Source organism: Pseudooceanicola profundi (assembly GCF_050897955.1).
Classification (GTDB): Bacteria; Pseudomonadota; Alphaproteobacteria; order Rhodobacterales; family Rhodobacteraceae; genus Pseudooceanicola.
In genome coordinates this window covers 52,097-66,545 of the sequence record NZ_JBPAXZ010000002.1, presented here as the reverse complement: position 1 = coordinate 66,545, position 14,449 = coordinate 52,097, and the positions used below count along the sequence as shown (strand labels likewise).

Annotated in this window: 12 protein-coding genes; 7 read left to right on the top strand and 5 right to left on the bottom strand. The window is 62.0% G+C overall.

Annotated elements, in window-relative coordinates; translation table 11 throughout:
* Positions 1-11 precede the first annotated feature (11 nt).
* Together ACRARG_RS17260 and ACRARG_RS17255 are read right to left on the bottom strand one after the other, a co-directional pair.
* Positions 12-791 (bottom strand): sulfotransferase family protein, encoded by a 780-nt coding sequence (locus ACRARG_RS17260; RefSeq protein ID WP_432691451.1) that lies wholly within the window; start codon positions 789-791, stop codon positions 12-14.
* Between the two features lie 10 nt (positions 792-801).
* A complete protein-coding gene (locus ACRARG_RS17255) occupies positions 802-2,532 on the bottom strand; it encodes a hypothetical protein (protein ID WP_432691450.1) in 1,731 nt (576 codons plus the stop codon).
* Positions 2,533-2,931: 399 nt separating this feature from the next.
* On the opposite strand from ACRARG_RS17255, the gene ACRARG_RS17250 reads away from it, so the two are divergent.
* Together ACRARG_RS17250 and ACRARG_RS17245 are read left to right on the top strand one after the other, a co-directional pair.
* Positions 2,932-3,558 (top strand): calcium-binding protein, encoded by a 627-nt coding sequence (locus ACRARG_RS17250; protein ID WP_432691449.1) that lies wholly within the window; start codon positions 2,932-2,934, stop codon positions 3,556-3,558.
* 103 nt (positions 3,559-3,661) lie between these two features.
* Complete coding sequence (locus tag ACRARG_RS17245; RefSeq protein WP_432691448.1) at positions 3,662-5,098, top strand: hypothetical protein; 1,437 nt, start codon at positions 3,662-3,664, stop codon at positions 5,096-5,098.
* On the opposite strand, the gene ACRARG_RS17240 is transcribed toward ACRARG_RS17245, so the two are convergent.
* Both ACRARG_RS17240 and ACRARG_RS17235 read right to left on the bottom strand, forming a co-directional pair.
* Positions 5,088-6,257 (bottom strand): acyltransferase family protein, encoded by a 1,170-nt coding sequence (locus tag ACRARG_RS17240; RefSeq protein WP_432691447.1) that lies wholly within the window; start codon positions 6,255-6,257, stop codon positions 5,088-5,090. The two genes, ACRARG_RS17245 and ACRARG_RS17240, sit on opposite strands and share 11 nt — an antisense overlap.
* Positions 6,258-6,478: 221 nt before the next feature.
* A complete protein-coding gene (locus ACRARG_RS17235; protein WP_432691446.1) occupies positions 6,479-7,846 on the bottom strand; it encodes an FAD-dependent oxidoreductase in 1,368 nt (455 codons plus the stop codon).
* Between the two features lie 328 nt (positions 7,847-8,174).
* Between ACRARG_RS17235 and ACRARG_RS17230 the strand changes: the two genes are divergently transcribed.
* A complete protein-coding gene (locus ACRARG_RS17230; RefSeq protein WP_432691445.1) occupies positions 8,175-9,203 on the top strand; it encodes an acyltransferase family protein in 1,029 nt (342 codons plus the stop codon).
* A 12-nt stretch (positions 9,204-9,215) separates the two neighbouring features.
* Here ACRARG_RS17230 and ACRARG_RS17225 read toward each other — a convergent pair whose 3' ends face one another.
* Positions 9,216-10,814: an IclR family transcriptional regulator domain-containing protein gene (locus ACRARG_RS17225; protein ID WP_432691444.1), complete on the bottom strand. Its 1,599-nt coding sequence runs from the start codon at positions 10,812-10,814 to the stop codon at positions 9,216-9,218.
* A 353-nt stretch (positions 10,815-11,167) separates the two neighbouring features.
* Between ACRARG_RS17225 and ACRARG_RS17220 the strand changes: the two genes are divergently transcribed.
* From ACRARG_RS17220 to ACRARG_RS17205, 4 genes are all read left to right on the top strand, one after another.
* Complete coding sequence (locus ACRARG_RS17220; RefSeq protein WP_432691443.1) at positions 11,168-11,632, top strand: nuclear transport factor 2 family protein; 465 nt, start codon at positions 11,168-11,170, stop codon at positions 11,630-11,632.
* A complete protein-coding gene (locus ACRARG_RS17215) occupies positions 11,632-11,934 on the top strand; it encodes a YciI family protein (protein ID WP_432691442.1) in 303 nt (100 codons plus the stop codon). The genes ACRARG_RS17220 and ACRARG_RS17215 overlap by 1 nt, the downstream gene beginning before the upstream one ends.
* Before the next feature lie 58 nt (positions 11,935-11,992).
* Positions 11,993-13,507, top strand: coding sequence for an aldehyde dehydrogenase (NADP(+)) (locus ACRARG_RS17210; RefSeq protein ID WP_432691572.1), 1,515 nt, complete (start codon positions 11,993-11,995; stop codon positions 13,505-13,507).
* Positions 13,508-13,646: 139 nt separating this feature from the next.
* On the top strand, positions 13,647-14,378 hold the full coding sequence (locus tag ACRARG_RS17205) for an RraA family protein (protein WP_432691441.1): 732 nt from the start codon (positions 13,647-13,649) through the stop codon (positions 14,376-14,378).
* Positions 14,379-14,449 lie beyond the last annotated feature (71 nt).

The following is a 14,449-nucleotide window of genomic DNA, read 5'->3' as shown; positions in this document are numbered from 1 at the left end:
GCGCGCCGTAGCTAGGTCGCGGCCCCGAACTTTGTCACCAGAGCCTCGAATGCTGCATGGCAGCGTTCCGACAGCGCATCGCTGACACCGTCGACAGCGCTGGTGTCTTCCGGTTTGGGGCTGGCTTCGATCTGGGTCAGGCCGGCACTGCGGAGCGGATCGCCGCCGCCGCCTTTCTGCGTGGCGCCATGGCTGACATATTCATTCTTCAGCTCCGGCGTGAGCGAGAGCCAGCCACCGATCCGCGCAACCTGCGCCTCCGGATCGGTCAGCAGCGCCTCGGCCGTCAGTCCCAGCTTTTTCTCGGGCGCGAAGCTGTCCCAGAGGTCGGACAGATGTTCGACCCGTTCGGCATAATAGGTCGCAGCGCCGTTGGCGGGCACATATTCCGCCATTCCGGTCTTTGCGGCGAGGTTGGAGATGGATTTGACCGCGGGGGCAGGCCGGCGGATCATGAAAATCGCCCGGGCCTGATAAAAGGCAGGTGGCGGTGCGATATCCAGCCGGTTGTGCAGGACCTTGTCGAAGAAGAACTCCGCCCCCGGCGAATAGGCGCGCCGCAGCGCCAGATTGACGATCACCAGCCCGGGGCTCATCCGTGAATGATGCGGCACATGGGTTTCGCCATAGCCGGAAACGGCGCCATGGCTGCAGATCACATTGGACAGGGCCGTGGTCGCCGCCCGCATATGCGAGAGAACGAGGATTCCGCGATCATACCGGGCCTGTGGGGCAAGGCATGCGATCTGGCCGGCGGTGCGCTTGACCTTGTCTCGGACTGTTAATGTCATTTTCGTACTATCAATCTTCTGGAATGGCCTGGTCCGCACCAGGGTCTTTCCGATCGTACAAGGATATTCTGAATTTGCCAGCATCGCCCTTGGGTGTTTTGCCCGGCTCCAGCAGGATATCGATAACATCGCCTGCCCGAGCGGCAAAACTGTCGAAAATATGATCTTCCTTGCCGGATGCGCGCAGGCTCTGACGCGGCGTGTCATTGTGGACGAGCGAGAGTGTGACGCCATCCGCGCTATTGGGATTGATGTCGGTCACGACGGCCACGTCGACCTGCATATCCCGGGGCGCGACGAAGCGGTGACGGATGGTGACCGGGTCCTGCGCGGTGCCACCCAGAGCGAAGCCCCGGTCGTGCAGGACGGTACGGGCCGCGTCATCACTGCACAGATAGGGGAACCAGGGCGCCTGCGGTCTGTCCTGTCCGGGGCATGTCCGGATCGGCAGGGTCCGGCCATGGCGCAGAAAGGCCCGTTCAAACCCGGTCGCAGCATCCTGATCCGCCGGAACGGTCGCCACAGGCTCTGTCGGAAAGCTGAACTGGTCGAAACTGTCCGCCTGCAGGCTGAGCGGTCCAAGCGTGATCACCTCTTCCATCGTGCCCTGCTCCGGAGGCGCGTCCCGCTCCAGAACCAGAACTCGGTCGCGGTGCAGCCGGATATCGCCTTCAATCGGGGCACCCGTGCCGGAGCTGGCGGTTATCGTGTCATCTGTCACCTGAACCTGACGCGGCGCGCCCCAGACGACCAGCGTGCGATCGTCGAAGATGCAGCCGTATGTAAACGGATCGGGGTTGTAGGCGCGAACCGGCTGTCCCATGAAATCGGTCCTGATGCGCTGAAAGGCGCGCCCGGTTTCGGTCGGCCTCAGATCGGCGTCCAGCAGCGGCGCATAGCCATCCTGGCGAAGCTCCAGCGGATACCAGACCACCCGGCGCACGTCCGACAGGGCCATTTGACAGTAGTTGCGCCACAGATAATCCGTCGCCCGGCCGGTCGCGGTGGTGCCGATCTCCGTAATCTCGATATCCAGCCGGGCCGCATCTGGATGTCGGCGCAGAACCTCGATCTGCCGGGGGAGGGCCTCGGGCGCGGTTGTATAGGGGTGAATGGCCAGGGCGCTCATATGATCTGCGCCGCCAGCGTCAAGCACAGTCCACAAGAACCCGGCGGCGATGGAATGTGCGGCGCCGCCGATCACCCGGTCGCGCGGCACGCCCGCAGCGCCCAAGGCCTGCAGCATCTGCGCCAGAAGCTCGGCACGACCCGCAGGCGTCATGTCCCGCGCCGGTCCTTTGACAAAGCCGCGCCCGTTGAATTCATTGGCGACCTCGATCCGGATATCGGGCAGCTGCTGCGCAACCGCGGCGCCATAGGCGGCAAATTCGCGAATCTCATCGGGAGAGGTGGCCGTGTTGCCCTGGCTGAAGGCCGGGTTTGACGGATGTATCGTGACCGATCCAAGCAGCCCCTTCCGGGCGAGCTCCAGAATGGTCTGGCCACTTTTCTGTTCGAAACTCAGCTGACCCGCCGCGGGTTCGATATCCCCCCAGCGAAGCCCGTCGCGCAGATCGTCCAGGCCCATTTCCTCAACAACCCGCTGCTTTCGGGGGGCGGCGCCCACCTGAAAATTACTCGCCGCGCCCAGCTCCGGAGCGGTCAGGGGCGTGTCGGCATGGGCGGGCGTTATGCCGATTATAGCCGAAATCAATAACAGTATGATCGAATTCTTGCTCATTGTTGGCGTCTCTCTGGACATTGAGGGAGCGATATGATTCGTTATACATGTAACTAGGGTCAATTTTGGCATCGCTCATTTTTACATCGGGCACATGCCAAGCAGTTCAAGTGCAAGAATTCATTATATTTTTCGAAGGTCAGATTCTGATAGATTCGATGGGTCGTCGTGACGGTGTCGCGTGCGAACCTTGAGGCTATGAAAAATGTGGCTTGAATTTGGCCGGTTTGTGTCGCAATCTGTTCGTCGAGTGGGGGAACTGCTTGGTGACGTTGGATGGGCGGCCGGCTGCTGGCGGCGTATCTGCTTCATTCTATAAAATATGCGTTGGCCCTTTAGGGCGAGTAAGTACCACGCGCTTTAAATTTTCAGCTTAACTCTCTTCAGGAGTGACATAACATGCCTATCGAATTCACAAACCCCGATCAGGGTACTGCCGCTGCCGATACGCTCGACTATGCAGGCGATCCGAATTTTGCCGGCCCCCTGCGCGTCGATGGCGCGGAAGGTGACGACGAAATCCGCCTGAACGGCTACACCGGCATCGCGCTGGCCGGCTCCGGCGATGACTTCGTTGCTGCAAACCACGGCGACGACACTGTCAAAGGCGAAGAAGGCAACGACACCCTTCTTGGTCAGGGCGGTTCCGACAAGCTGTTCGGCGGTGACGGCGACGACGAGCTCGAAGGCGGCTCCGGCTTCGACCGTATCTTCGGCGGCTCCGGCGACGACCGTATCGTTGGCGGCAACGACGATGACGTCCTGTACGGCGACAACCGTGGCCCCGGCCTCGACGGTTCCGTTGGCGACGACGTTTTTGTCTTCGACGATGACGACGGCAACGACAAAGTGTGGGACTTCTCCGTTGGCGACGACCTGGTCGAGCTGACCGACGGCACCGGCTACACGCTGTCCTACAGCGGCGACAACACGATCATGACCTACGGTGCAACCACGGTCACGTTCTACAACGCAACGCTGACCGCAGACGACATCTACTACGCTACGGACATGATGATGGCTTGATCTCAGGATCAATAGGCACTGAAAAGGCACCGTTCGCGGTGCCTTTTTTCTTGTCGCTGCCGGTGGCCCTGATAGCCTGAACGCAACATCGGGAAATCGCCAGATGCAGCTCGTCGTCACAACACCTATCGCCTTCCTCGTTTTCTTCGCGATCCTCTACGTCGGGCCGGTGCGGGGGGTTGTGCTGTTCTTTGCGACCATGCCCTTCAACAGTTCTGCGGCCTTCAACCTTTCGGGTCTTGGCACTGTGTCCCTTACGGATTTCGGGATCGTGGCACTGTTCCTTGCGCTGCTGCTGCACGGGTTCACGCTGTCGCAGATTTTCAGCACGCTGAAACCCGGGCAGCCGGGGTTCTCCCTTCTCATTCTGGTTATCGTCATCGCGATCGGTGCGGTGTTCCTGCCCCGGATCAATGCCGGCAATACAGAGGTGTTTGTTCTGGCCCGGCGCGGCGATCAGGGCGCCATCTTTCTGGCGCCCCTGACCCCGGTCGGCGGCAATATCGCGCAGGTCATAAGGATGATCCTGTCCGGCGGCGCCTTTGTGGCGCTGGCGGCGGCGTTCCGGCGCTATCCGGATGCGAATATGGTGCTGAAAGGTATGACGGCGGCAACGCTGATCCACCTGCTGTTTTCCATAGCAGACCTTCTGTCGCCCTATATCGGTGGCAATCCCTTTGCCTTCCTGCGCACAGGGCTGGTGATGATCCTCGACAGCCAGGTGCTGCTGGGCGTGCGCAGGCTGATCGCGGGTTTCCCCGAGCCGTCGGCCTTCAGCTACTATACTGTCGGCCTTTACGGGTTCTGGCTGCGCTACTGGTTCGGGGCGACAAAATCCCCGGCGAGCACGATCTTTGCGCTGCTGATGGGGCTGTTGCTGATCCGGTCGACCTCCAGCGCGGCCTATGTGGCGCTGACGGCATTCACATTCCTGTTTCTGGCCTGGCAGCTGCGCACCGTCGCCAAAAGCCGGCGGTCGGTGATGCTTTATTCGGTCATGACCCTGGCGATCCCGGCCATGTTCGGAGCGATGGTGCTGCTCTACAGCCTGGTCCCGGCCGTGTCCGAGATGCTGGACCGGATCGTCTTTACCAAGCTGAACAGCCACTCCGGCGAAGAACGCATGAGCTGGAACACACAGGCGCTGACCAATATGGTCGAAACCTCGGGGCTGGGCGCCGGCATCGGCAGCGTGCGCGCGTCCAGCTGGATCTTTGTCTGCCTTGGCAGTCTGGGGTTGCTGGGGACGGGGATCTACCTGTGGTTCATCGGGAAGGTCCTGCTGGCACGTCCGCCGTCAGCCATGAAGGCGACCCGCACGGCCGAGGTCGTCGCCGCGCTTCAGGCGGGCTGCGTCGCGATCCTGATCCAGGCCTGCCTGACAAAACCCTATCCCAATCTGGAAACGCCATTCTTTGCCATGGCGGGTCTGGTGGCCGGGCTGTGGTACGCAATGCGGGCCGCGCAGCGTTCTCATGCCCCCGTTCCCCCGGCGCCGCCGGTCAGGATCGCCGGGACAGCTCCGGTTTTCAGGAGTTGACGGTTGCCGGCGGGCGAACCGCCTTTTTCACCGAGTCGTAAACCGAGGCGACGGCGACATAAACGCGGGGTTCCAGGAACCGCGCGACCACCCAGGCCGCAAGAATGGACACCGCAATGGCAAGGATAACGGCCAGAGTCAGCGGGACACCCATATCGACGGCCAGGACGATCACCGGCTTTCCGGTGTGGTTGTGCAGCAGGTACAGCGGATAGGTCATCAGCCCTGCCGTCCGGATCGCCTGAGCCGTGCCGGGGGTGAGCGCCGCATGTACGGTCGCATTGTAGCGCAGGGCAATCGCGGTAAACCCGACGGTCAGGGCGAAGACGGCAAAGGCAACAGGCCAGTAACCCTGCAGACCGGCGGCCCCGGCTTCCCAGCCGGCAGAGATCCTGATCTGCACAGCGGCCACCGCAAGCCCGGCAATGATGGCGGGCCAATGGTTGGACCCGCGCCGGTTCATATCCGCCAGCAGGATGCCAATGCCGAAATATGTGCCATGCTGCAGCAGGATCAGCTGGGTGATCCGTCCGAACGGGTCCGTGCCACCGCCGGCAATCCGGGCCGCCCAGTAGGCGCCGCACAGCCCGATCGCCAGATAGCCAAGCGCCGGCAGCCAGGTCTGACGGCGCAGGATCACGAGGGCGAGCACGACGACATAAAACCCGATCTCGACGCCAAGCGTCCAGAATTGCCCCATCAGCCATGGCGGCAGCGGGAAAAATGTGACGGTCTTGACCCAGAGGACCACGGCCTTGGCAACAGGCATGTCGAAGAACAGGATTTCGACAACAAAGGCAAAGACCGCGGCAATCAGCACGGCCGGCACCAGTCGCAGAACGCGGCTCCGGACAAATCTTGCCCCCGTTGCCCGCGCGCTGCAGGCAGAGAAAGAGATCACGAGGCCGGACACGACAAAGAATATCTGCACACCGACCCAGCCCCACCAGATCAGCGGCCAGCTGACCGGAACCCTGGGCTCCAGCGCGGTCATCGTGGCGATCAGCCCGTCGCTGTCGTTCAGGGCCTTAAAGCCCAGGTGAAAGGCCACGACCGACAGGGCGGCAAAAATCCTGAGAAGATCTATGCCCAGAACAGGCAAAGGCTTGCTGTCCCGTGGGGCAGGAGATTGTTCGACCAATGCGTTGATCCTCATCATCCGGTGCGAACGACGCCCTGAGGCGATGTCCGACATCGCTTGAAACTGACTTCAATACTCGAAACGTGAGGTGACCAGATAACTGAGTCTGCGTAATGTGCCTTCTTTTTCACCGAAAACGGTTAACGATTGCAAGGGAATCTGTCGCCGATCGCGGGATTCGGCAGGCCCTGCCCAATGATTAACGGAAAATTAAGAAATCTGGGTCAGGCAGCCCTGCCTCAGCCGTCGGGGTTTTCCGCGGCGACGGTATCGGGCCGGTTGGCCATCACCTCTTCGGCTTTGCGCGTGCTGTCTGCGGCGATCGGCTGGTAGTCAAACCCGCCCTGTCGCCCAAAGCTGGAAATTCCGATCTTTTCGAAATCGTCGAGGATGCGTTCAGAGGCCGCGGTGGCGCCTTCGGTATAAACCGGATAGGCGCTTTCGGTCAGGCGGTGACCTTCAAGCCTGATATCGCCGTCGAACAGCCCGGCCCGCCGCGTCACCGAAATGAAATCTTCGAACAGGGCCTCGGCGTCGATGTCGGTCCCGTCTGTCGTAATCTCGACGGAGAAATAATCGCGCCCGTTGATCTTGCCATAAAAGTCGGAATGCATGGTCAGCCGTTTCCAGGCGCCATCCTTGGCAAAATTATAGACGACGTTTTCCTTGAACCCGCGCTTGCCTTCGAAGCTGATAAACAGGGAGGTCAGGTTCAGGGTGCGCACGGCCGGTTCCGGGGGCTGGCCATACAGTTCCATCAGACGGTTCACGGGGATCGTCGAGATCACCTCATCCGCGAGAATGGAGTCACCATTGTCAAATGTGATCGTGAACCCGGTTTCTTTGGTTCCGGTGACGGACTGAAGCTGCACGCCCAGCCGAAACTCCACGCCCTGCGCCTCCAGCAGCCGCTGCACCGTACCGTAGAGCCGCGCGAACCCTTCGCGGGGGCGGACGAGCTGGCGCGGCGCGGCGTCCGGCGCGACCTTTTTGCGATTGAGGAACCGCTTCGAGACCATCTTCAGGCTGGCGTTATTCTCGATCCAGTACATCCGCTTTTTGGCGAAGGTACCTTCGATCAGGGCCGGGTCGATGCCGTAAAACCGCGCCATGTAGGAATCGAGGCCGGTCTTCTGATAAAACCGGTTGCCGATCCAGTAGCGGGCATATTCAGCGGCGCTCGCCCCTTCTTTTTCGGTCAGGCGACCCCAGATCAGCGACAGCACATGCAGCAGCGGGTTGCCCTTGAGCAGGTCCAGGCGAAAGTCATAGGGATAGCGCGCAAGCGCATAGCCCGGGGTAATCCGGGTGATCCGGTAAATACCCGGGTCATGATTTTCGTAAAGTGGCAGAATCTCCGGAAACCGGCGGATGAACGGCGACCGGTCGGCAAAGAAAAAACTGCCGATATCAAACGTATACCCGTTCAGGTCCACGCTGATGTGATTGCCGCCCGGGTCCGTGAACTCATCCAGGACGAGGACCTCATCCAGGCCATCCTTGTTCCGGTCCGCCAGTATCGAGGCCGTAACGAGGCCAGATATCCCCGCACCCAGCACAACCTTGCGGAGCCGGGGCGGCTTGTTCGGAGTGACTTTCTTGTCCACGAATGGTCCAACGTCGTAAAAATCAGTATGAATGCGTGTATTCACAACAGCTCTCAGCTATTCGTCCAGCCTAGCCGTTTTTGTACGACTTGCCATATTTTGCACCATTTTCGCGTCAGTCTTGTGATGACAGCGGGATTTTGCTTACAGAGCGGGCGAAATAGACGGTTCGTGCATCGTGGCCATAGCCTTTGACCATGATATGTGCCCGTTTCGACCGCCGCACGGACAATTGAGGGCATCGGGCCCGCCGACGGTTGACTTGGTGCGGCGAGGTGTGGAGACCGTAAAGCGATATTGATGCGAACTCTTTTGACCGAGCAGGTGCATGAGCCAGAACCGGATATTCTTTCTTGATGGTCTGAGAGCTGTTGCCACGATCGCCGTCCTTGCACAGCATTATCTGGAATATGTGGCCCATGACACGTTTCGCCCGTTTCTGTCGCTCGGGCCGGGTGTCTTCGGCGTGGTTCTGTTCTTTTTCATCAGCGGCTATGTCATTCCGTTCAGCGTGAAAAATGGCCTTGTGCCGGTGAACTTCCTGACCCGCAGGGTGTTCCGCATCTTTCCACTGTTTCTGTGCGTCCTGTTCTGCATCACCGTCCTGGGGCTGGTCGGTATTCCGCCCTATGATGCCCGGCTGGCGCGGCTGGACGGGTTCGATTACCTCGCCAACGTGCTTCTTCTGTTCGAATATACCGGGTCGCCGGCAATGCTGGGCGTGTCCTGGACCCTGTCGATCGAATTCGCCTGGTATGTCCTCTTCATGGTCTATTTTCTGGCCTACGGGCACCGCCGGGTGACCGAGGCGTCGCTGCTGTTTTCCGCCGGTATGATTGCGCTTGCCGGAGTGTCTTACCTCTTGGAAGCCCGGATGCCTTTCGGGCGTCTCGGTATGCTCAATGCGGCGCTGATGGGATATGTCTTCTGTTGCTGGCACCTGGGGGAGTCGACACGGGCTCGGGCATTTACGGCGGCGGGCGGCTTTGTCGTGGCGACGGTGGTGTGCCAATATGTCGGTTTCGCCGCGATGGAACACCACAACATTACCTTTCTGAGCGCATCGGTCAGCTGGACAACGGCGACGGCGGTTTTCCTCGTCGTGTGCAGTGTCCCGGCCCTGCGGAACACGCGGTTCTGGCAGAACGCCGTGATCGGCAAGATCGGCGAGCTGAGCTTCAGCATCTACCTGGTCCATGCGCCGGTCATGATCGTGCTGGCGAATGTCCTGTCGGGCACGGCGCTGTTTGTGGTGGCGCTGATCTGCACCTACGCGATCTCGGAGCTGACGTTCCGCTATGTCGAGATGCCGGGCAACCGGCTGGGCCGGAACATTCCGCGCCTTCTCAAGGCCTGACGCGACGGCCGGTTACACCCGCAGCCGGATGAGGCCGCCGGACAGAGGCGCGACGTCCAGAAGGCTTTGCGAGGCCGAGATCCTGTCGGATCCGGCCACTACGGATTTCGCGACCGGACCCCGTGCGAGGCCCTGAAGATTAGGCACCGGAACGGCAAGGAACTGCGAAGCGCCGGTCGCCGGATCGAACAGGGCCAGAGACCAGCTCTGATGCCGGGCCAGCCAGATCATGCCGCTGGCATCTTCACACAGGCCAGTGACCTTGCCGGTTCCGGGTGCGGCGATGACATCCGTCTGATCAACGCCGCCCGAGGTCGCGGACAGGGTCACCGCAAGGACCTGCTGATCCAGACGCCGCACGGCCATCAGCCGGCACCCGTCGTCCGACAGCGACAGGCCGGCGGAGTCGTCGAGCCCGGTCAGCAGGGGGGTCGCCGCGCCGCCCCCCGCCGGGTGCAGGGAAAGGGTTCCATCTTTCAGCATCAGGATACGGTCTGCGCGGGGCGCAGCAATTGCGGCGATCCCGCCATGCGGGACGGTGACGGGTGTCACCACCGGCTGCGTCTCACCCGGGTTCATCCGGAACAATTTGTCAGACGCCACGAAATAGAGCGTGCCATCCGTCGACAGGGTGGCCGCAAGGATATTGTCCAGTTTGACGATCTGCCGGCTTTGCGTTTCCGTTTCAAGCTGCACCATGCCGGCCGGCCCGTCGTACCACAAAAGCCCACCCCACTGGCGGCTTTCCCCCAGCACGCGCGAGGAAAAGGCGCGTCTGTCCACAATGTCGATCTGGGCGCCGGAATTGAGCGCCCGCGTCGCCGGACGCGCCGGGCGGCGGGGCAGCAGCAGCTGGCTGATGCTGCGGGTTGTCATCTGAAGCACGGAGGCGAGTTCAAGCCGTCGTTCCTCTGTCATCCGGTGCGCCGGCCCGGTGAGCGAGACGGAGGCGATCGGCCGGTTGTCTTCGGTCATGACCGGGGCGGAAACACAGACCGTGCCCTCGATGATCTCGTTATCGTCCAGCGCGAAGCCGCGCGCGCGGGTGATGTCGATGTCCGCTCTGAGGTCATCGGCATTGGTGATCGTGCGGGGGGTATAGGCGGTGAGTTGCAGCCGCCCGATCAGCGCTTCGCGTTCGTCGCGGGGCAGGAAAGACAGTAGGCATTTTCCCAGCCCCGTGGCATGGAGCGGCTTGCGTTCCCCCAGCGGAGAGGAGAACGGCTGTGCCAGCCGTCCCTGCCAGCGCGAGATCGTCAGCTGCGCGGTGCCGATCAGGATGGAGAGGTTCACGCTTTCGCCGTGTTGATCGGCCAGCGTCTTGAGGGGGCCGGCCGATACCGCGATCAGGTCGGAGGAATTGTTGATGGAGCCCGCCATCTCGGTAAATTTTGGTCCCAGAACATAGGACTGGTCACGCTGATCGACGTCGATCATGCCGCGCGCCGAAAGTGCGGCGAGGATGCGGTAGAGGGTCGATTTGGAATGCCCCGTACGTTCCGCGATATCCTTGAATTTCAGTCTGTTATCGCTTTCGGAGATCAGCTCGACAATATCGAGGGCCTTGGTCAGAAGCGCCGTTCCTCTGACCGGCGCATTAGGTTCGTTCATGACTCTCTACTCCGGGTTCCGGACAGTATTTAAGCGAAATCGGGCAGAATCGTCCAGTCGTGGCGGTGGAGCGCGGCGGTGTATCCGCACATGCAAAAATTGCTACATTGTGAATAGTTCATCTTCGGGACGGGAAAGCGCTCATTTAGGTCAATACGCCTATGATAATCGCTTAAATATTTAAAATAAATAACTAAAATGCAAAATTTGACAGTATCTCTGCAGTGGGGCACGGGTGCGCAGGGTGAGTTTCTGTTTGCAAAGGCCGGCTGTGAAGCCTAAAGATTCCTACAATGTGAATTGACCCTCTCTGCCCCTGCGGCGAGAGGCAAGGTCCGAGGAGAGGAGCCGCGATGACCACACCCGCGCAGAAGGCCGAAGCCCTGATCCGGCACTATTTCGACATGTGCAATCTGGCCGACCGCCAGGGCCTGATCGACTGTTTCACCGAGGACGGCGTGCATTATTTCCCGCCCGGCCTGCCCGGCGCACCCTGGCGCGGTGCGGAGGCAATTGCCGATGGCTGGGTCTGGTGTGTGGAGAATATGGGCTCCAAATGGACCATCGAAAAGGTGCTTGCAGGGGCGGACGGCAAGGAAGCCGTGATCGAATGGACCCATTGGAAGACCGGCATCGGCGAGGCGCTGCGCGGGGACGAGTGGTACATCTTCAACGATGACATCACCAAGATCGAAGAGATCCGCGCCTATTACGCCAGCCCGGTGAACAAGGCGGAGCCGGTGAACAAGCTTTACGACTTTGACTATGAGGGGCGCGGCTTCCATATGGAGCCGCCCGTTGTGAAGGGGCGCGACTGATGCAGCAATTTGCCCTGATCTGCCGGGACGCGCCCGGCGTGCTGGAGAAACGGCTGGCGGCACGCGCCGAACATATGGCCGGGCTGAAGGTCGAAAAGGCCGCCGGTCGGATCGTCGACGGCGGCGCCATCATCGACGATGACGGCAATATGGCCGGGTCCGTCGTGCTCTGCGCTTTTGAGGATCGCGCCGGGCTCGACGCCTATCTTGAACGCGAGGTCTATGCCCGCGAAGGCATCTGGGGCGATATCGAGATCGTTCCGCTCAAGATCGTCGACTGGGACAAGCTGATGGCGGGCTGATTGCAGTCCGTCTGAAAATTCTGAAATCACGGAAGGAAATGAAATGGACGGCAACGTCATGCCTTTCACGCCCCATGGCAAGCACCTGATCGCGGGGGAGTGGGTCGCAGGGGACGCGACCTTCACCTCCGAACCGGCCTCAGGGCCCGCCTACGACTATTCCGTGGGCACGCCCGCGCTGGTTGATGCCGCTGTTCAGGCGGCAGAGGATGCCTTCTGGTCTTTCGGCTATATGAGCCGGGAGAAACGGGCGGTCTTTCTTGAGACCATCGCGGATGAGATGGAGGCCCGGGCCGAAGCGATTACGGCCATCGGCACGTCCGAGACCGGCCTTCCCGAGGCGCGGCTTCAGGGTGAGCGGGGGCGGACAACCGGCCAGCTGCGGCTTTTCGCCGATCACATCCGCAAGGCCGATTACCTCGACCGGCGCTTTGACGAAGCGCTGCCCGACCGCCAGCCGCTGCCGCGCCCCGACCTGCGGATGATGCAGCGTCCGATCGGGCCGGTTGCCGTCTTTGGCGCGTCGAACTTCCCGCTGGCGTTTTCGACGGCGGGCGGGGATACCGCCGCCGCGCTGGCCGCAGGCTGTCCGGTGGTCGTGAAAGGCCATTCCGCCCATCCCGGCACCGGGGAAATCGTGGCCGAGGCGATTCTTGCCGCCATCAAGGCCTGTGGCATGCCCGCCGGGGTTTTCTCGCTGATCCAGGGCGGCAAGCGCGACGTCGGGACCGCATTGGTCCAGCATCCGCTGATCAAGGCCGTGGGCTTTACCGGGTCGCTGGGTGGGGGGCGTGCGCTTTTTGACCTCTGCGCTGCACGGCCGGAGCCGATCCCGTTTTTCGGCGAGCTGGGTTCCGTCAACCCGATGTTCGTCCTGCCGGAGGCGCTGAAGGCGCGGGCGGCGTCGATGGGCGAGGGCTGGGCCGGGTCGCTGACCATGGGCGCGGGGCAGTTCTGCACCAACCCCGGTATTGCGGTTGTCGCAAAGGGCGCCGAGGGCGATGAATTTGTCGCCGCCGCCAAGGGCGCGCTGGAGAAGGCCGCGCCGCAGGTCATGCTGACCGACGGGATCGCCGCCGCCTATCGCGACGGCAAGGCCCGGTTCGACGGCCGCAATGCGGTGACCCCGGTGCTGACCACCGTCAGTGAGGGACGTCAGGCGAGCCCGAACCTCTATGAAACGGATGCGGAGAACTACCTGCAGGATCATGCACTGGGTGAGGAGGTCTTCGGGCCGCTGGGTCTGGTCGTGCGGGTGTCGGGGCCGGAGGAGATGGCGACCCTTGCCAAGGGGTTCGAGGGCCAGCTGACTGCGACGATCCATATGGATGCGGGCGATGCACCCGCCGCGCGCGACCTGCTGCCGATCCTGGAGCGCAAGGCGGGCCGGATCCTTGTGAACGGCTTCCCGACCGGCGTCGAGGTGGCCGATACGATGGTGCATGGCGGGCCCTATCCGGCGTCGACCAACTTCGGCGCCACCTCGGTCGGGACGCTGTCGATCCGGCGGTTCCTGCGGCCGGTCTGCTACCAGAACATTCCCGGCGACGTGCTGCCGGAGGATCTGGTCTGAGAGGGCGGCGGAGGGGCGCTGCCCCTCTGCGCTGACGCGCATTCACCCCGGAGTATTTCCGGCCAAGATGAAGATCAAACGTGAAGATTGATATGGCCCGGGCGGGCCGGCCCGCCGGGCGGGGAGGAAGGAAACAGACATGACAGAGACCATCGAGATCACCGAGGATACGCTGGAAAAGCTCCGCAATTCCTCTACCGCCACCGTGACGAGCCAGCTGTTCAAGCTGGGCTATCGCCAGCAGTTCGTGGTGGGCGTGAATGCGCTGAACCCGTCGGCCAAGCCCTTTGCCGGGGAGGCCTATACGCTGCGCTTCATCCCTTCGCGGGAGGACAAGGACTGGGATCTGTCGGACCTGGCCAAGCGGGGCGATGTGAACATGCAGTGGGAGGCGGTCGAGGCCGTGGGCAAGGGCCAGGTGCTGATGATCGACAGCCGCAATGACACGCGGGCGGCCTCGGCCGGGAATATCCTTGTCTATCGCATGATGCTGAAGGGCGTGGCGGCGGTGGTGACCGATGGCGCCTTTCGCGACGGGCATGAGATCGGGGAGCTGGATATCCCGACCTATGCGCGGGGCAATACGGCGACGACCCGGCCGGCGTTTTTCCGCGCCGCCGATGTGCAGTTGCCGATCGGCTGCGGCGATGTGGCGGTCTATCCGGGCGACGTGGTGATGGGCGACCGCGACGGGGTCTGCGTGATCCCGCGGCATGAGGCGGCGAAGGTCGCCGACATGGCGGCCTCGCAGGAGCTGGCGGAGGTCTTCATCTACGAGAAGATCAAATCCGGCGCGCCGATCTGGGGCAATTTCCCGATGGGGCCGGAGACCAAGGCCGAATTCGAGGAATGGAAGAAGACGCGCGGCTGAGCGCTTCCGTTGCAGCTGGCGGGGGGAGGGTGCAGGATCACCGGAACCTCGGGGCAGGGCAGCGGGAGGCG